The following is an 18,494-nucleotide window of genomic DNA, read 5'->3' as shown; positions in this document are numbered from 1 at the left end:
CCCCCGGGTGGGCACGGCCGGGCCGGCCGGCCGTCAGGCGTCGATGCGCGAACGGTCCAGGGTGGCCGCGGAGCTGGTGATGAACTCCTTGCGCGGTGCCACCTCGTTGCCCATGAGCAGATCGAAGACCTGCTCGGAGGACTCCAGGTCCCCGATGTTGATCCGGCGCAGCGTGCGGTGACGCGGGTCCATCGTCGTCTCCGCCAGCTGATCGGCGTCCATCTCGCCGAGGCCCTTGTAGCGCTGGATGGTGTCCTTGAAGCGGACCCCCTTGCGCTGGAACTCGAGCAGCGTCTGCCGCAACTCGTTGTCCGAGTACGTGTAGACGTACTTGTCCTGGCCCTTCTTGGGCTGGATCAGCTCGATCCGGTGCAGCGGCGGCACCGCGGCGAACACCCGGCCGGCCTCCACCATCGGCCGCATGTAGCGCTGGAAGAGCGTGAGCAGCAGGGTGCGGATGTGGGAACCGTCGACGTCGGCGTCCGTCATCATGATCACCTTGCCGTACCGAGCGGCGTCGATGTCGAACGTACGGCCTGATCCCGCTCCTATCACCTGGATGATCGCGCCGCACTCGGCGTTCTTGAGCATGTCGGAGACCGACGACTTCTGGACGTTGAGGATCTTGCCCCGGATCGGCAGCAGCGCCTGGAACTCGCTGTTGCGCGCGAGCTTGGCCGTGCCGAGCGCCGAGTCGCCCTCGACGATGAAGAGCTCGCTGCGCTCCACGTCGTCGCTTCGGCAGTCGGCGAGCTTGGCGGGCAGCGACGAGGACTCCAGGGCCGTCTTCCGGCGCTGCGCCTCCTTGTGCTGGCGTGCCGCGATGCGCGTACGGGCGGCCGCCACGGCCTTCTCCAGCACCGCTCGGGCCTGGGCCTTGCCGTCCCGCTTGGTGGACGTCAGGAAGGCCTTCAGCTCCTTGGCGACGACGGCAGCGACGATCCTGTTGGCCGCCGAGGTGCCCAGCACCTCCTTGGTCTGGCCCTCGAACTGCGGCTCGGCCAGACGGACGGTGACGACGGCCGTGAGGCCCTCCAGGGCGTCGTCCTTGACGACGTCGTCCTCCGCGACGCGCAGCAGCTTCGCGGAGCGCAGCACCTCGTTCATCGTCTTCGTCACGGAGCGTTCGAAGCCGGTCACATGTGTGCCGCCCTTGGGGGTGGCGATGATGTTGACGAAGGACTTGAGGACGGTGTCGTACCCCGTCCCCCAGCGCAGCGCGATGTCGACGCCGAGTTCGCGGGTGACCTCGGTCGGGGTCATGTGGCCGCGGTCGTCGAGGACGGGGACGGTCTCCTTGAAGGTGCCCTGGCCGGTGAGCCGCACCACGTCGCAGACGGCCTTGTCCTGGGCGAGGTACTCGCAGAACTCGCTGATGCCGCCGTCGAAGCGGAACGTCTCGACGCTCTTGCCCTCGCCACCCTCCCCCGCGGGACCGCGCTCGTCGCGCACGACGATCGTCAGCCCCGGGACCAGGAAGGCGGTCTGCCGTGCCCGCTGGTGCAGCGTCTCCAGCGAGAGCTTGGCGTCCTTGAGGAAGATCTGGCGGTCCGCCCAGTACCGCACTCGCGTGCCGGTCCTGGCCTTTGGTACGCGCTTGCCCTTGAGCAGCCCGTTCGCAGGGTCGAAGGGGGCGTCGGGGCCGGACTCGGTGAACATGCCGGGCACACCGCGCCGGAAGCTGATCATGTGGGTGGCGCTGTTGCGGTCCACTTCCACGTCCAGGCGGGCGGAGAGCGCGTTCACCACAGAGGCGCCGACGCCGTGCAGACCTCCGGACGCCGCGTAGGAGCCGCCGCCGAACTTGCCGCCGGCGTGGAGCTTGGTCATCACGACCTCGACACCGGAGAGCCCGGTCTTGGGCTCGACGTCCACGGGGATCCCGCGGCCGTTGTCCCGCACCTCGACCGAGCCGTCCTCGTGGAGGATGACCTCGATGTGGTCGCAGTGGCCTCCGAGGGCCTCGTCGACCGAGTTGTCGATGATCTCCCAGAGGCAGTGCATCAGACCGCGGCTGTCGGTCGAGCCGATGTACATGCCAGGTCGCTTGCGGACCGCCTCGAGCCCTTCCAGGACGAGCAGGTGCCGCGCGGTGTAGTTGGAGCTGTCGCGGTCTGCCGTCAGCAGCGCTGTTGACGGCACGGACGTTTCGGCGGTCACGCGGTTCGCTCCTCGCTGAATTTCAGATGTGGCCAAGTGGGGTACAGGCCCGGCGTCATTTGCCGGTCAGAGCGTACCGAGGCCTGGTAGAGCCGATGTAACGCCACCCACCTGATTTCTCATGCTAGTCCAGCCTCGCATGCGTGTTCGATCCCTCGTTGGGGTGACGTGCACATCACGTTCCCTTCCAGGCATGAACCATTTAGGCTCCGGGCACGTCCTCAAGAACAACCGGCAACCCGGCCGGGAGGGCCAAACGAGACAAGCAACGCGAAATCCGTAGAGCGAAGCAATACGGCTCATTCGCCGCCAACCGGCAGCAGACAGCCACCTCGGGAAAAAGTTTCGAGGAAATGCCACGAGCGGGAACGTTTTCGGCCTGGTTGGATGTTGACCCTGGTACGACAGCTCGTCGAGCTAGAGAAGAGGCGACGTGACTACTGTTCTGACCCCCGCGAGCCCGCTGACGGCCGCTGACCGCTGCGACCGCTGCGGCGCCCAGGCGTATCTGCGCGTCGTACTGATCAGCGGTGGTGAACTGCTCTTCTGTGCCCACCACGGGCGCAAGTTCGAGCCGGAACTCAAGAAGATCGCCGCGGAAATACAGGATGAGACGGACCGACTGACGGCCGTACCGGCCGGCGCCGGTGAAGAGGATCACTGACACCTCGCATCCCCGACGAGCCAGTGCCGGTCCAGGACCGGACGACGGGCGGTTCCCCCGGACACCGAGGGAAGCCGCCCGCTCTCGTTCCGTCACCGATTCCGTCGGGACCGATCGACCGTGGTGCCGATCGACCGTGCCGGCGGCTCATGTCGCCGACCGACCGTGGAGCAGATCGATCGACCGTGGTGTCGGCGGCTCATGCCGTCGGCCGGCTGCGGGGATCGACCGCCCACGTGCCCGGCGGCCAGTCGGCTCATGCCAGGGGCGGGGCGACCGCGGAGACCTTCGTGTACACGCCCGGCCCGTCGGGCCGCCCGCATCCGCTGCCCCAGGAGACGAGGCCGATCAGCCTCCCCCGGGCGACCAGCGGCCCTCCGCTGTCCCCCTGACACGCGTCGTGGCCGCCCTGCGGATCTCCTGCGCACAGCATCGTGGAGCTCTGGTACCTGCTGCCCCGACCTCCCGGGTAGGCATTCGCGCACGTCGCGTCCGGCAGCACGGAGACCCGTGCCGCTCGCAGTGACGACGCGTAGCTGCCGTCACCCCTCGTGTCGCCCCAGCCGTAGACCGTAGCGGCCGTCCCCACCTCGTACGCCTGATCCCCTGCTCCCGCCACCGGCAGCACGCTGCCCTCCGGCAGGGCCTTGGCGAGCGTCAGTACCGCCATGTCGGCGCTGTTCGTCGCGGGATCGTACTGGGGGGCGACCCAGGTCCCCCGTACAGGGACCTCCTGCCCGCCGTCAGCGGCCAGCTCCGACCGGCCCGCGATGATCCGCAAGTCACGTACCGAAGCGGCGTCCTTGCCCAGCACAGCGGTGCTCAGACAGTGGGCCGCGGTCATCACCTTGGTCGGCGCCACCACCACACCGCCGCAGAACTGGCCGCCCCGCGCTGGGCCGAACCGGTCACGGCTGGCCAGCGCGACCACCCAGGGACTGTCGTCGGCGCGCACCTCGTACCCGCCGATGACCACACTGTCCGCGGCGGCGGGGAGGGGCAGCGCCACTGGTGTCACGACCGCTGCTGCGATCAGGGCCGGTACTCCGGCCAGGGTTCGGGCAGTGGGCCGACGCATATGGTCTCCTGACTCTGCGTGAATCCGGTTCAACCCAGAGTCGGCCAGGTGGCTGCCGTACGCACCCCCGCACCATGGCGAAGGGTCCGGAACCCCCACGGGTCCCGGACCCTTCGTCCGGACTGCTGTGCGACACGGTCGGCGACCCGACCGGGTGCCGACTAGTCGAGGTAGTCGCGCAGGACCTGCGAACGCGACGGGTGGCGCAGCTTCGACATGGTCTTGGACTCGATCTGGCGGATGCGCTCTCGCGTCACGCCGTAGACCTTGCCGATCTCGTCCAGGGTCTTCGGCTGGCCGTCCGTGAGGCCGAAGCGCATGGAGACCACGCCCGCCTCGCGCTCGGACAGGGTGTCGAGCACCGAGTGCAGCTGCTCCTGCAGGAGCGTGAAGCTCACGGCGTCGGCCGGCACGACCGCCTCGGAGTCCTCGATGAGGTCACCGAACTCGCTGTCGCCGTCCTCGCCGAGCGGGGTGTGCAGCGAGATGGGCTCACGGCCGTACTTCTGGACCTCGATGACCTTCTCGGGGGTCATGTCGAGTTCCTTGGCCAGCTCCTCCGGGGTGGGCTCGCGGCCCAGGTCCTGGAGCATCTGGCGCTGGACGCGCGCGAGCTTGTTGATGACCTCGACCATGTGCACCGGGATACGGATGGTGCGGGCCTGGTCGGCCATGGCGCGGGTGATCGCCTGACGGATCCACCAGGTGGCGTACGTGGAGAACTTGTAGCCCTTGGTGTAGTCGAACTTCTCGACCGCGCGGATCAGACCGAGGTTGCCCTCCTGGATCAGGTCCAGGAAGAGCATGCCGCGGCCGGTGTAGCGCTTGGCAAGCGAGACGACCAGACGGAGGTTGGCCTCCAGCAGGTGGTTCTTGGCCCGGCGGCCGTCCTCGGCGATGATCTCCAGCTCGCGCTTGAGCTTCGGCGCCAGCTTGTCGGAGTTCGCCAGCTTGTCCTCGGCGAACAGGCCGGCCTCGATGCGCTTGGCGAGCTCGACCTCCTGCTCGGCGTTGAGCAGCGGGACCTTGCCGATCTGCTTGAGGTAGTCCTTGACCGGGTCGGCGGTGGCACCGGCGACGGCGACCTGCTGTGCGGGCGCGTCGTCCTCGTCGTCGTCGGAGAGGACGAAGCCCTTGCTCTCGCCTTCGGTCTCCTCCTCGTCGCCCTTGCCGCTGGGCTGGGCCTCGTCGAGCAGCTCCTCGCCCTCGGCGGGCTCGTCGGAGTCCTTCTTGCCGGCGGTCTTCTTCGCCGCCGTCTTCTTGGCCGTCGTCTTCTTGACGGCGGCCTTCTTCGCCACCGTCTTCTTGGCCGCCGCCTTCTTGGCGGGAGCGGTCTCCGACGACTCGTCGGCCGAGACCTCGACGGTCTCGGCGGCCGGGGCCGTGGAGGCGGCGACGGTCTTCGCCGTGGCGGTCTTGGCCGCGACGGTCTTTGTGGCGGTGCGCTTGGCCGGGCTCTTCGCTGCGACGCTCTTGCGGGCGCGCTTCGGCGACTCCGCTGCACTGACCATCAGCGTCACACCCTCTTCCTCGAGGATCTGGTTGAGGCTGCGCAGAACATTCTTCCACTGGGTTGGCGGAATCTGGTCAGCCTCGAAGGCCCGACGCACGTCATCGCCGGCGATCTGCCCATCAGCCTTTCCCCGCTCGATGAGCGCCATCACAGACTCGGACTCGGCGATCTCCGGCGGGAGCGTACGGGATGTGCTGGCCGACACGAACAACCTCTCGGAACGATGGAAACGGCTTCCGGCCCTGCCCATGATCGGGCCTGAGCCGACGACCACCGGGCTGCGGATGAACCGGTGGCGCGGGCGGAGCCAAGGAGCTGTCACAGCGCCGTGAACGGCGGCTGTATTCCCTCCTCGGCTGTCACCTCTTAGGTCATCGCGCAGCTTCGAGGAGTGTTACGCCCAATCCGCGTGGCCCGAGTCACACTCCGAATGCCGCTTAACGGCCGGAGTGGGGCATTCACCGCGCGTCATGTCGCCGGATTCCCTCGGAATCCGGCGACATGACGCGCGGACGCCTCCGCACCACCCGGGCACCGCCGCGGTCAGTGCTCACGCGGCGCGGGGACCACTCGCTCCACTTCCGGGTGAACGGTGAGCAGCTGCCTCATGGCGGACTCGGCGGCATGGCTGTCGCCGGCGGCGAGGGCGTCGGCGATCCGGGCGTGGTGTGCCAGAGAGGCCTCGGTGGGGCGGTCACAGCCGGTGACCGGGCCCCCCGAGACCTGGAGCGCCGAGGAGACGATGCCCGAGAGGTGTTCGAGCATGCGGTTGCCGGCGAGCTGGATGAGCAGGGAGTGGAACTCCGTGTCGGCGCGCGAAAAGGTCAGAGCGTCACCCTGCGCCAGGGCGTGGCCCATGATCTCGACCATGTCCACGAGGCGCTGCTGCACGTCCTCGCGACCGTGGCCGGCCGCGAGCCGGGCGGCCAGCGGCTCGATCGTCCAGCGCAGCTCACTCAGCTCCCGGCGCTGGTCCTCGCGCTGGGGCCCGAAGGCGCGCCACTCGATGATGTCGGGGTCCAGCAGGTTCCAGTCGCTGACCGGCCGGACCCGGGTGCCGACGTTGGGCCTGGCACTGACCAGGCCCTTCGCCTCGAGGACACGGAGCGACTCCCGCACCACGGTGCGGGAGACCTCGAACCGCTGACCGATCTCCTCCGGGACCAGCGGGCGGTCCGCACCGAGATCACCGGAGACGATCATCTGACCGAGCTGCTGGACGAGTTGGCCGTGCAGGCCGCGGCCGCGACTGCCTGCCGACCGGCGGCCGACACGGCCCAACTCGACGTCGGACCCCTCCCATGCGGGAGGACCGACCCGGTCGGTCACCGGCGGCTCCCCATAGCCGTACCGGTCGAGTTCGCCCGGGCCGGCCAGGCCGGTCTCGTTGGGGCGGGCGGGGGTCATCATGGTGTGCGCAAGGGTACTCACGCATCCTTTGTCGGCGTGGCTCCCAAGCCCCTTGAGTTCTTTGGTGAAAAGCACACGAAAGGGTGATCGGCACCCGCCCCGCAATTGACGCCTTATCGGAAAGAAACGGGCATTCCCCAAGGAGTTGTGGGCAGTTCACGAACAGCCGGTCACCATTGCTCACCAAGAAGCCCTGCGGCGAAGTGCCGTGAGCACATACGCGCAGATCAGCGCCGCCACCGACAACGTCAGTGCGGCGCCCACCGGTTGCGCGAGCACGCGCACGGCGGCGACGAACCAGTGATCCACCTGCCGGGGCAGCTCGACCCAGGCCATTTCACGGAGCCTGCCGGAGATCCCGGCGATCGAACGGGCTGCCGGTACGACGAACACCTTGTCCACCAAGGGTGCGACCAGGACCGGCACCGCGAGAACCGCGGCGATCCCCGCCGCGGTCACCCTGAAGATGCCTGCCGCCAGCAGGCCGGACCAGGCGCAGCCGATACAAAGGCCGACCCAACCAGCGGCCGGGGCAGCCCAGTTGCGCGGCAGAGCCGCCAATTCCGTTCCGTGCACGAGACGCAGTGCCTGGAAGTCGACAGCGACGGTGAGTGCGGCGAGGACCACCGCGACCGCCGCGGTCACCCCGAGTTTGGCCAGCAGCAGCCCCAGTCGGCGGGGCGCCGTACCCCGCGCGGTGGCAAGGGCGGGGAAGCGGAACTCCTCCCCGAAGGCGAGGGCCCCGATCAGACCGGCACCGAACGCCGCGGGAGGAAGCGGCAGATACCCGGGCCAGGCCGTGAGGGTCCGCGGCTTGGGAGTGCCGCCGGCACCGGCGAGCAGCACGCACAGGGCGAGCGAGGCGGCGACCGCGGCAAGGGCGACCAGCGGAGCGGTGCGGACGCCGAGGATGCGGCGCAGCTCGTAGCGCAGGGGCCATCGAGGGCTGCGCACGGGGTGCGGCGGCCGCGGCAGGGCCGTGGCGGCGGGAGTGCCGCCCGGAGTGCCGGTGGCGGCCCCGCCTCCGGCACCTGCCGCAGGAGCGGGGGCCGGGGGCACGGCCCGAGCGGGCAAGGGGCCTGTGTCGCCGGCCTCGTCGGCGAGGCGGTGCACCAGCACACCGTGCCGGAAGGCGGCCTCGCCGACCTCGGCACAACTGCTGCCGTAGACCGTCAGGGCGCCGCCGTTCTCGTCGACGACCTCCACCGAACGCCGCTCGGCGCGCGCCTCTCGCGTGAGAACCGCGGAGAGCCGGGCGGCGTGCGGGGTACGGACTGCGACACGAGGGCGGAGGCGGGTGCGCGAGAAGTCGGCGTCCTCCTGGTCGGCGACGAGGCGGCCGCCGTGAAGCGTGACGACGCGATCCGCGACACGGGCGGCCTCCTTGGGATCGGCCACTGCGCACAGAACTGTTCCACCGCCGTCGGCGTGCGCCCGCAGCAGCGCGAAGAGCCATGCCCTGTCGCGCGGCGAGAGGTCCCGGGCAGGCTCGTCGAGCACCAGTGTCTGCGGATCCCCGAGAAGAGCGGAGGCCAGCCCGAGTCTGCGGTCCATGCCGCGCGAGAGCCTGCCGAGTTGCTCCTGCGCGAGACTGCCGAGGCCCACGACGTCGAGCAGTTCGTCGGCACGGGAGGGCGGCACACCCACAGCGGCACTGAGCATCCGCAGGTGGCTGCGCGCGGTCCTGGCGGGGTGCCCCGGCACGTCACCCAGCAGGGCGCCGACCTCGGCCGCGGGATGGGCGATGCGGTGGAGCGGGTTGCCCCGGAAGTACGTGACTCCGCGGCCCGCCTCGAGCCCGAGCGCGAGCCTCAGGGCCGTCGTCTTGCCCGCGCCGGGTGCGCCGAGCAGCGCGGTGATCCGACCGGGCCGGGCCTCGAAGGTGAGATCGTCGACGGCGGGCGGGTGCTCCCGGCGGCGGGTGCTGGTCAGTCCGATGGCCTGGAGCATCGCTTCTCTCGCCTCTCTCGCGGAAGGTGAGACCGCTCAGCGGCAGCACAGGTACCGGAGCAAGATAACGCGACATTTCAGACTTTCTGTGCATCAGCCACCGTGCCGGGTGTCAGACCGGTCGCTGCCGGCGGCCCCCGAGCACGACGACACGAGTACGGCAACGCGCGGGTACGGCCATGCATGCGGCGACACGGGGACGGCAACACGCGGGTACCCAACCGGTCGGCGAGGGGCGGCGGCGCGGGTACGGCAACCGGTCGGGCGGCGGCGCTGGGGCGGTCAGACCTCGGGGCGCAGCATCGGCGGATTCAGCACGGTGGCGCCGCCGGCCCGGAAGAGCTGCGCGGGCCGACCGCCCTGCCTGGTGGTCGTGCCGCCGGCCGGGACGAGGAAGCCCGGGGTCCCGGTCACCTTGCGGTGGAAGTTACGAGGGTCGAGGGCGACGCCCCACACCGCTTCGTACACCCGCCGCAGCTCGCCGACGGTGAACTCCGGTGGGCAGAACGCCGTGGCCAGCGACGAGTACTCGATCTTGGAACGGGCCCGCTCCACGCCGTCCGTGAGGATCAGCGTGTGGTCGAAGGCGAGCTGGGCCTGCTGCTCGTCCTCCCGCGCGAAGGAGCCGTCGCGGGCGAGGAGTTCCTCGACAGGTGCCCACCGGGCGCTGTTGGCGTCGCCGCCCGCGCGGGGGGCCGGCAGGTCCGGAGCGAGTACGAGGTGGGCGACACTCACCACCCGCATCCGGGGGTCGCGCTCGGGGGCGCCGTAGGTGGCGAGCTGTTCCAGATGGGCACCGTTGACGGCTCCGGGTGAAGCCGGGTCGTGCGCGCACAGGCCCGTCTCCTCGGCAAGCTCACGCGCGGCTGCCGCTGCCAGATCCTCGTCGCCCCTGACGAATCCTCCGGGCAGCGCCCACCGCCCCTGGAAGGGTGGCTCGCCGCGGCGTACGACAAGAGCGCAGAGCGCGTGCCGGCGCACGGTGAGCACGACCAGATCGACGGTGACGGCGAAGGGCGGGAAGGCCGACGGGTCGTAGGGCGACATGCCGCGATCATAGTCGTCTGCCTGACGATAAACACACCCTTCCGCGTCTCGGCGGAAGGTTTCGCCGCCCCGTCGGCACGACCTCCGCGATCAGGGCACACCTCCGGCTTCACTCATTGCCGCTCGGCCCGCCCGCCTGTTCCCGGGCGGCCGTTCCCGCGTCGGTGAGGCCGGTGTCCCGCCTCCGCGGCCGTCGGCGACGCTCGGCCGCCAGGGACGCTCCTGCCGGCTCGCGCGGCCGGCCTGGTCACGCCCGTCACCGTCCGCTCCGGGTGCCGCGCTGCCCGCTGCGCCGGCCGGCGCGCCTACGGGCCCGTGCCGCCGCCGCACCGTCACGCGGCCGGTTCACGGCCACCCGGCGCCGTGGACGGACGGCTGCGGTGTCAGAGCTGGTGGCGGACGGCCTCGGTGCCGTCGGGCGACGCCGTCGCCGGGTCGGGGGCGGCGAATCCGGGCAGGAGGCGGGCGGCGTCGTCCGCTGCTGGTCCTCCCGCTCCTTGCGCAGGCACCGACGCACGGTCTCCGGGTCCAGCCCTTCGTTGCACGCCTGGTGGAGCAGGCGTGCGAAGACGTATTCGGGATCCGCCCGCAGGGCCAGCCCCAGTGCCACCCGGGCACCGGGCTCGTCCCCCATGGACCAGGACACCCAGCCCGCGAGTGTGAGCGGGGCGGCGGCGTGCTCCGCGTACGGGCCGGCGCAGCGGCGCGACAGGGTGCGCCAGAGGCGCAACGCCGGAGCCGCTTCCGCCCCTTCCATCCATTGCGCCGCCCGGTCCCTGGTCTCTCTGTCCTGCAGGCCGAGGATCACCGCGGCGGCCTCCTCCGCCGAGACGAGCCGGTCGTCCGCCGCGTCGGTGCCTGGATCGCCCGCGTCACGAGGTGTCTGCTCCATGCGCCGCAGCAGTCGGCGGGCCAGCGTCACGGTCTCTTCCGCGACCTGCTCCCGCCCCTGCGGGTCGAGGATCCTGGCGGTCAGCGCGGCGCCCGCCGCGTCCAGCGCTCGCACCTGGTCTCCCGCCTCGGACACGGCCCATGGTGCGAACCGCCCCTCCATGTCGCGCAGGCTCCCGCGCACCCGGATTCCCGCGTAGGCGGCCGCGGCGGCCATCACGGACGTGCCGGACAGGACGAGCGGTGTGCCGTCGGGCGGGCAGCAGCGGGCGTCCGGACAGCAGTAGCTCCAGAAGCGCCCGTCGGAGATGCACAGCGCTTCGTACACGGGCACGTCGAGACCTCCGCAGGCGGTGCGGAGCCGCTGCGCGAGCGGGCGCAGACGCTCCATCACCCGTGCCCCTGGCTCCCCTTCGGCCGGATCCTGGCAGAGGAAGACCACAATGCCGTCGGGGCTGCGGCCTCTGCGTCGGCTGCCCTCGATCAGGCACTTCGCGAGCTGTGCCGCGACGGGCTCCCATTCTCGCGGCGACTGCGGAATTCCGAGCCGCAGCCGTCCGCCGAAGCGTCCGTTGTCGCCGTGCAGCGCGACCAGCACGATCGAGTCGGTCGGGTGGAAACCCATCATGTACGGGAGGGCGTCGGCCAGTTCGGCGGGGCCGCGCAAGGTGATCTGCCGGTCTGCGCCGGAACCGGTGAGGTCGTGGTGCTTGTTCATGCGACGACGGTCCCGCGAAGGCCCGGACTCCGCGACCCCCTGTGGATAAGTTGTCCACAGGGCCGGTGGCTCGTTCGCGGTTTGTCGGTGGTATCGGGTTGCATGGGTGCATGACCAACGCAGACCGCGCGGAGCTCAGGGCTTCCGCCGATTCCGTACTGGCCCGGCTCGTCTCCGACACCTCGGGCCGGGCCCGGCTGCGCGAGGACCAGTGGCGTGCGATCGAGGCGCTGGTGGCGGACAAGCGGCGGGCGCTGGTCGTCCAGCGGACAGGATGGGGCAAGTCCGCGGTGTACTTCGTCGCGACTTCCCTGCTGCGGGCGGGCGGAAGCGGCCCCACCGTCATCGTTTCTCCTCTGCTCGCTCTGATGCGCAACCAGGTGGAAGCCGCGGCACGGGCGGGTATCCGCGCCCGGACCATCAATTCCTCCAACCCGGAGGAGTGGGAGACGATCCAGGCCGAGGTCACCGACGGAGCGGTCGACGTCCTGCTCGTCAGTCCCGAGCGGCTCAACAACCCGGACTTCCGCGACCAGGTGCTGCCCCGGCTGGCGGCCGCGACCGGACTGCTCGTGGTGGACGAGGCGCACTGCATCTCCGACTGGGGCCACGACTTCCGGCCCGACTACCGCAGGCTGCGCACGATGCTCGCCGACCTGCCGGCGGGCGTCCCCGTCCTCGCCACGACCGCGACGGCCAACGCGCGGGTCACGGCGGACGTGGCGGAACAGCTGGGCACAGGAGCGGGCACGGACGCCCTGGTGCTGCGCGGTCCGCTGGACCGGGAGAGTCTGAGTCTCGGCGTGCTGCAGCTTCCGGACGCCGCGACCCGTCTGGCCTGGCTCGCCGATCACCTCGGCGAGCTCCCGGGGTCGGGAATCATCTACACACTGACGGTCGCGGCCGCCGAGGAGGTCACGGCGTACCTGCGTCAGTGCGGCCACACCGTGACCTCCTACACCGGCCGCACGGAGAACGCCGACCGGCAGCAGGCCGAGGAGGACCTGCTCGCCAACCGCGTCAAGGCGCTGGTGGCGACATCGGCCCTCGGCATGGGTTTCGACAAGCCGGATCTGGGCTTCGTCGTTCATCTCGGTTCGCCCTCGTCCCCGATCGCGTACTACCAGCAGGTGGGCCGCGCGGGCCGCGGTGTGGAACACGCGGAGGTGCTGCTGCTTCCCGGGAAGGAGGACGAGGCGATCTGGCAGTACTTCGCCTCGGTCGCCTTCCCTCCGGAGGAGCTCGTGCGGCGCACCCTGGACGTGCTGGCGCACGCCGAAAGGCCGCTGTCGCTCCCGGCCCTGGAGCCCTTGGTGGAGCTGCGGCGCACACGGCTCGAGACCATGCTCAAGGTGCTCGACGTCGATGGCGCAGTCCGCAGGGTGAAGGGCGGCTGGACGACCACCGGCCTGCCCTGGTCCTACGACTCGGAGCGGTACGCCTGGGTGGCCCGGCAGCGTGCCTCCGAGCAGGAGGCGATGCGCGAGTACGCGCGCTCCACCGGCTGCCGGATGGAGTTCCTGCGGCGCCAGCTGGACGACGAGGAGGCAGCGCGCTGCGGCCGCTGCGACAACTGCGCCGGGGCCCGGTTCAGCGACAAGGTGTCCGCCGCGGCTCTGGACGCCGCGCGCGGGGAGCTCGGCAGGCCGGGTGTCGACGTGGAGCCCCGCAAGATGTGGCCGACCGGGCTGGCCGCTGTCGGCGTCAGCCTCAAGGGTCGTATCCCGGAAGGCGAACAGTCATTCACCGGGCGGGCGCTCGGGCGGCTTTCCGACATCGGCTGGGGCAACAGGCTCCGTCCGATGCTCGCACCGCAGGCACCGGACGGCCCGGTGCCGGACGACATGGTCGGCGCGGTCGTGACCGTACTCTCCGACTGGGCCAAGGGGCCGGGAGGCTGGGCCTCCGGCGCCGCGGACGCGCCGCCGCGCCCCGCGGGCGTGGTCACGGTCGCCTCCCGCAGCCGGCCCCGCCTGATCGGTTCCCTCGCCGGCCGGATCGGGGAGGTCGGCCGGATGCCTCTGCTGGGCTCCGTGGAGTACGCGCCGGAGGCCATGGACGAACGGATCTCACGCACGAACAGCGCCCAGCGGGTGCGGGCGCTGCACGAGGCGCTCGTGGTGCCGCCTCAGTTGGCGGACGCCCTGGCCGCCGCGGAGGGCCCGGTGCTGCTGGTGGACGACTACTCGGAAAGCGGCTGGACCCTGGCCGTGGCGTCGCGGTTGCTGCGCAGGGCGGGAGCCAAGGGGGTGTTTCCGCTGGTCCTTGCCGTCCAGTCCTGATGCCGATGGGTCACAACCGGTCCTTCGGGGAAGGGATATGAGCGTCATACCCGCCGATTCCCGCCGGTGGTGCCGAATTGCTCGTTGCCGCATTCCCATGCGCCAGGAAGAATTGGAGTGCTCCCCGCACGGCCCGTTCTCGGTCCCTATGGGCCATGCCGTGGCGCGCCCTCACCCGACCCTGCCCGCACTGTGGGCGCGTATGCGAAGGGAGGACCGTGACCTTCGGATTCGCTTCGTCCGCAGCCACTTCGATCACCCCATCGGCCAACTCCGCCAACCGCCTTGCCCGGTTGCTCGAACCGGCCGAGTGGGCAGCGGCCGGAATCCCGCTGCTGCGCAATCCGCGTGAGGTGGTCGGCGGACTGCACGCACGGCACCGCCCCCTGCCCGCCACGGCGGTCGTGGCCGTGCTCGATCACGAAGAACGGCTGGCTGCGAGCGCGTCGTTCTCCCGGCGCGCCACCCCGGCCGACGGCTGGGAGTTCCGCAACGCGCTGCTGGCACATCTGCGCCGGGTGATCCCCCATGACCTCCGCCGGCGTACGCCGGTGCGCACCGCCGTGCTGCTCTACTGCCGCGAGGGCGACGAGCGGTGGACGGAGGAGGACGGGGCATGGATGTGGGGCCTGCGGGACGCCTGCACACTTCACGGGCTGCGCTGCGGTGCGTACATCACGCTCACCCGCGGTGGCTGGCAGGTACTGGGCGAGGGGCGGGGCGGGCGTCACCCCAACTCGACGTCCTCGCCGGGCCGGTTGACCGATGCCACGGCCGACGGCGACTCCGTGCCCCTGCGTACGGCGGGGGGCGCCGCCGATGCGTTCCGGCGCACGGCCGCCCGCTGAGGGGGACGCGGGCCGGCTGCCCAGTCCTCGGGCAGCCGGCTCACGACTGTGTCATCGGCCCACCGGGGCCGGTCCGGACGGCTCAGGTCCGAGCGATCAGACGCTTGCGCCGAGCACCGCGTTGATCCGCTGGGGGTCTCCGCACACGATGAGAAGTGCCGAGGCCTTGTTCATGGCAGCCGGCAGCGCTTGGGCGGCGATGCCATCAGCACCGCCGTTGAGCGCGACGACCACCACGGGGCGGGCCGCGGCCCGGTCCGCCGAAGTCGCGGCCGCGTAGAAGACGTCGTCGCGGGCGTCGTGCTGCGCCCAATAGGCGCTCTCGCCGAACGACAGCTCGTGCGCGGCCCACGGGTGCTGATCACCGGTGGTGAGCACCAGGACGTCGCCCGGAGCACGGCCGGAGTCGAGCAGCAGGTCGACCGCCTCTTCGGCCGCGTCCAGGGCACCGTCGACCGGTGCCGGGACCAGCTGGACCTGTGGCGTGGAACGACTCTCCGGCCTGGACGGCGACGGCTTCGCCTTCCCTGCAGCACCTGGGGGGCGCGGCACGGCCGGGGCCGGCCTGGACGGGCCGGGGCCCGGATGCCCGGGACGCGGCGAGGCCGCGGAACGCGGACCGGGTACGGGACGGGGGGTCGGCGCGGTGCGGCCTGTGGCCGGAGTCGCGCGGGGACCCTGGGCGCTCTCGTGAATCTGAGGCTCCTCGGGAATGAGAGGCATGGGTGGATGTCTATCAAACACCGGTGCGGATGGCACCGGCGGGTGGCACAAACAGTGCGCCGGGCTGCTGACGGGAGGGTTCAGAAATCGAAGCCGAGCTGGCCCCCGCTCTCCAGTTCGGCCGCCTCCGGAGAGATACGGATCTTCTTGAGGTGCCGCCATCGGGGCATGGCGTCGAGATAGGCCCAGGAGAGCCGGTGGTACGGGGTGGGGCCCAGCTCCCGAAGGGCTGCTTTGTGCACGGGTGAGGGGTAGCCGGCGTTCTCCGCGAAGCCGAAGACGGCGAAGTCGTCCGGCAGTTGCGCCATCATCGCGTCCCTGCGCACTTTGGCGATCACCGATGCCGCGGCCACCGCCACGCAGGACTGGTCCCCCTTGATCACCGTACGCACCTGCCAGGGCACTCCCAGATAGTCGTGCTTGCCGTCGAGGATGATGGCGTCCGGGCGAACCGGCAGCCCTTCCAGCGCCCGGCCGGCGGCGAGCCGGAGGGCCGCCGTCATCCCCAGTTCGTCGATCTCCTCGGGTGAGGCATGACCGAGCGCGTGGGCCGTGACCCACCCCTCGAGCAGCCCCGCCAGTTCCTCGCGGCGCCGGGGAGTGATGAGCTTGGAGTCGGTCAGGCCGACGGGCGGCCTGCGCAGTCCGGTGATCGCCGCGCAGACGGTCACCGGCCCCGCCCAGGCGCCGCGGCCGACTTCGTCGATGCCGGCAACGATCTTGGCGCCGGTGGTGGCCCGGATCGAGCGCTCGACTGCGTGGGTGGGTGGTTCGTACGGCATGGCGCCAGCAAGGGTACGCCGCCGGAGGGCTCAGGTGACAACCGGATTCCCGTCACGGGCCCGAGGCACGGGTCCACAGGTGTGGGGCCGGAGCAGCGGGACCATGACCTGATCGATCATTTCGGCGATGTCCCCGTCGGTCCATTCGCTTCCGCACACCTTCGAGCGGTACATCAGCAGACCGGGAATCACGTCGAGGACCAGCTCACAGGCCGCGTCCGCCCGGACGTCCCCGCGCCGGACACCACGGTTCACGACCTCACGGAACAGCCGGGCGGACGGTCCGACGACACGACTGGTGATCAGCCCGTGAAAGCGCACTGCCGCGGTGGAGTCGCATTCGTAAAGCACCGATCTCAGCGCGATCCCGGTGCGGGAGAACATCGCGTCGCGCACCCGCCGGCAGGTCTGGAAGAGATCCTCCCGGACGTCTCCGTGATCGGCGGCCTCGTCGAGGTCGGGAAGCCCGGCCTCGAGGGCGTCGGCGACCAGGTCCTCCTTCGAGGGCCAGCGGCGGTAGACAGCCGCCTTTCCCGTCTGCGCCCCGGTCGCCACCCCCTCCATCGTGAGCCCGTTCCAGCCCACCGTACTGAGCTGCTCGAGGGTGGCTTCGAGGATCGCGTGCTCCAGCACGGGTCCTCGCCGGCGCAGCGGGACCGGCGGGTCCTCGTCGGCGTCGGGCCGACGCGAAGTGGCCATCGTCATATCTCCGTTGGGGACGGGAGGTTCAGTGAACGCTTGCGTTCACTGACGGGGACTCTCTACGGTTGAAAAAAGTGAACGGCTTCGTTCACTAACTCTTGTGTGGGGGACTCACAGTGACAACCTCTCAGTTAACCGCACCCGATCGGCCGGGAGCGGCCCGCCGACAGGGGCGCCCCGGCATCGCGCTCGCCGTCATCGCCTCACTGCAACTCATGGTGGTCCTCGACACCACGATTGTGAACATCGCGCTCCCTCACATCCAGGGAGCTCTCGAGTTCACCACGACCCAGCTGTCATGGGTGGTGAACGCCTACACGCTCACGTTCGGCGGGCTTCTGCTGCTCGGCGGCAGAGCCGGCGACATTCTGGGGCGCCGCCGGGTGTTCGTCGCCGGCGTGCTGCTCTTCACCTTCGCCTCACTGCTGTGCGGCATCGCCCAGGAGCCGTGGCAGATGCTCGCGGCTCGCGCACTGCAGGGTGTGGGCGGAGCCATCGCCTCCCCCACGGCCCTCGCACTGATCACGACGACGTTCCGCGAAGGGCCCGAACGCAACCGCGCCTTCGGGATCTTCGCCGCCGTCTCCGCCAGCGGCGCGGCCATCGGCCTGCTGGCGGGAGGAATGCTCACGGAGTGGCTGGACTGGCGCTGGGTCTTCTATGTGAACCTGCCCATCGGTCTCCTCATCGCCGCTCTCGCACCGGTGTTCATCAACGAGTCCGAGCGCAACCCCGGCCGGTTCGACGTCGCGGGCGCGCTCACCTCCACCGTCGGCATGGCGTCGCTGGTCTACGGCTTCATCCGGGCCTCCGAGGACGGGTGGAGCGACTCGCTCACCCTGGGCGCGTTCGCCGTCGCCCTCGTTCTGCTGGTGGCGTTCGTACTGACCGAACGCAAGGCGCGTGACCCGATCACACCCCTGCGGATGTTCGCCGACCGCAACAGGTCCGGTACGTACCTGATCATGATGAGCCTCGCTGCTGCGATGTTCGGCATGTTCTTCTTCATCGTCCTGTTCGTGCAGAACGTCCTGGGCTACAGCCCCATCGCCTCGGGTCTGGCCTTCCTGCCGGTCACGGTGATGATCGTGGCAGCGGCAGGTCTCTCATCGAGGCTGCTGCCGGTGCTTGGGCCGAAGCCCTTCCTCACCGCCGGTGCGGTGCTGACGGGCAGCGGCATGGCATGGCTGACCGCGATCTCCCCCGACAGCTCGTACCTGAGCGGTGTGCTGGGGCCGATGCTTCTGTTCGGCTTCGGCATGGGCCTGGTCTTCGTGACGGCGACGCTGACCGCTGTGTCGGGGGTGGCACAGCACGAGTCCGGCGCGGCCTCGAGCCTGCTCAATGCCACCCAGATGGTCGGCGGCTCCCTCGGCCTCTCGATTCTCATGACCGTGTTCGGGACGGCGAGCCGCGACGAGGCGATACGCCAGATGCCGTCGTTCCTCGCCGAATCGACACCTGCGCAGAAGGAGGCCTTCGCCAGGACCCACGAGCTGCCACCCCCGTGGGGGCACCATGTGCTCGCCGAAGGGATAGCCACCGCGTTCTGGGCGGGGGTGGGCCTGGTCGTGCTCGCCGTCGTGACCGCGGTCTTCGTGGTGCGGGTGCGCAAGAGCGACATCGAGGCGCTCAGCGGTGCGGCCGGCCCGGGCGGCCACGCCGCATGACGGGCAGGACGCATACGGGCAGGACGCAGGCCGTGCACACCGCGGCCTGCGTCCTG

At 70.5% G+C, this 18,494-nt stretch carries 14 protein-coding genes; 4 read left to right on the top strand and 10 right to left on the bottom strand.

The annotated features are described in order from the left end of the window. Nucleotides 1-33: 33 nt before the first annotated feature. Entirely contained in the window at nucleotides 34-2,160 is a 2,127-nt protein-coding gene (locus ACFYV1_RS00270; RefSeq protein ID WP_389393076.1) for a type IIA DNA topoisomerase subunit B, read from the bottom strand. A gap of 433 nt (nucleotides 2,161-2,593) precedes the next feature. On the opposite strand from ACFYV1_RS00270, the gene ACFYV1_RS00265 reads away from it, so the two are divergent. Next, nucleotides 2,594-2,824 carry a hypothetical protein gene (locus ACFYV1_RS00265; RefSeq protein ID WP_100109587.1) on the top strand — a complete coding sequence of 77 codons (231 nt, stop codon included), beginning with the start codon at nucleotides 2,594-2,596 and terminating at the stop codon, nucleotides 2,822-2,824. Nucleotides 2,825-3,080: 256 nt separating this feature from the next. Here ACFYV1_RS00265 and ACFYV1_RS00260 read toward each other — a convergent pair whose 3' ends face one another. The 6 genes from ACFYV1_RS00260 to ACFYV1_RS00235 form a co-directional block, all read right to left on the bottom strand. Then, nucleotides 3,081-3,902 carry a S1 family peptidase gene (locus ACFYV1_RS00260; RefSeq protein ID WP_389393075.1) on the bottom strand — a complete coding sequence of 274 codons (822 nt, stop codon included), beginning with the start codon at nucleotides 3,900-3,902 and terminating at the stop codon, nucleotides 3,081-3,083. Between the two features lie 161 nt (nucleotides 3,903-4,063). Further along, nucleotides 4,064-5,620, bottom strand: a complete 1,557-nt coding sequence (locus ACFYV1_RS00255; RefSeq protein WP_389393074.1) for an RNA polymerase sigma factor — start codon at nucleotides 5,618-5,620, stop codon at nucleotides 4,064-4,066. A 338-nt stretch (nucleotides 5,621-5,958) separates the two neighbouring features. Further along, entirely contained in the window at nucleotides 5,959-6,846 is an 888-nt protein-coding gene (locus tag ACFYV1_RS00250; RefSeq protein ID WP_389393073.1) for a FadR/GntR family transcriptional regulator, read from the bottom strand. A gap of 159 nt (nucleotides 6,847-7,005) precedes the next feature. After that, nucleotides 7,006-8,775 (bottom strand): ATP-binding cassette domain-containing protein, encoded by a 1,770-nt coding sequence (locus ACFYV1_RS00245; protein ID WP_389393072.1) that lies wholly within the window; start codon nucleotides 8,773-8,775, stop codon nucleotides 7,006-7,008. Nucleotides 8,776-9,057: 282 nt separating this feature from the next. Beyond that, nucleotides 9,058-9,822: an NUDIX domain-containing protein gene (locus tag ACFYV1_RS00240; RefSeq protein ID WP_389393071.1), complete on the bottom strand. Its 765-nt coding sequence runs from the start codon at nucleotides 9,820-9,822 to the stop codon at nucleotides 9,058-9,060. A gap of 256 nt (nucleotides 9,823-10,078) precedes the next feature. Further along, a complete protein-coding gene (locus ACFYV1_RS00235; RefSeq protein WP_389393070.1) occupies nucleotides 10,079-11,431 on the bottom strand; it encodes a DUF4192 domain-containing protein in 1,353 nt (450 codons plus the stop codon). A 110-nt stretch (nucleotides 11,432-11,541) separates the two neighbouring features. Between ACFYV1_RS00235 and ACFYV1_RS00230 the strand changes: the two genes are divergently transcribed. After that, a complete protein-coding gene (locus ACFYV1_RS00230; RefSeq protein ID WP_389393069.1) occupies nucleotides 11,542-13,713 on the top strand; it encodes a RecQ family ATP-dependent DNA helicase in 2,172 nt (723 codons plus the stop codon). 218 nt (nucleotides 13,714-13,931) lie between these two features. Further along, the gene (locus ACFYV1_RS00225; RefSeq protein WP_389393068.1) at nucleotides 13,932-14,561 is read left to right on the top strand and encodes a hypothetical protein; all 630 of its coding nucleotides are present in this window, start codon (nucleotides 13,932-13,934) and stop codon (nucleotides 14,559-14,561) included. A gap of 96 nt (nucleotides 14,562-14,657) precedes the next feature. Here ACFYV1_RS00225 and ACFYV1_RS00220 read toward each other — a convergent pair whose 3' ends face one another. The 3 genes from ACFYV1_RS00220 to ACFYV1_RS00210 form a co-directional block, all read right to left on the bottom strand. Next, complete coding sequence (locus ACFYV1_RS00220) at nucleotides 14,658-15,284, bottom strand: hypothetical protein (protein ID WP_389393067.1); 627 nt, start codon at nucleotides 15,282-15,284, stop codon at nucleotides 14,658-14,660. Nucleotides 15,285-15,364: 80 nt separating this feature from the next. Next, complete coding sequence (locus ACFYV1_RS00215; RefSeq protein WP_389393066.1) at nucleotides 15,365-16,066, bottom strand: ribonuclease HII; 702 nt, start codon at nucleotides 16,064-16,066, stop codon at nucleotides 15,365-15,367. A 30-nt stretch (nucleotides 16,067-16,096) separates the two neighbouring features. Continuing rightward, the gene (locus ACFYV1_RS00210; RefSeq protein ID WP_389393065.1) at nucleotides 16,097-16,765 is read right to left on the bottom strand and encodes a TetR/AcrR family transcriptional regulator; all 669 of its coding nucleotides are present in this window, start codon (nucleotides 16,763-16,765) and stop codon (nucleotides 16,097-16,099) included. Nucleotides 16,766-16,884: 119 nt separating this feature from the next. Here ACFYV1_RS00210 and ACFYV1_RS00205 point away from each other — a divergent pair, with 119 nt between their 5' ends. Then, a complete protein-coding gene (locus ACFYV1_RS00205) occupies nucleotides 16,885-18,438 on the top strand; it encodes an MFS transporter (RefSeq protein WP_389393064.1) in 1,554 nt (517 codons plus the stop codon). Nucleotides 18,439-18,494: the final 56 nt, after the last annotated feature.

This window comes from Streptomyces sp. NPDC003023 (assembly GCF_042888225.1).
GTDB lineage: Bacteria > Actinomycetota > Actinomycetes > Streptomycetales > Streptomycetaceae > Streptomyces.
The sequence above is the reverse complement of the archived record's forward strand: the minus strand, read 5'-3'. Positions and strand labels throughout refer to the sequence as shown.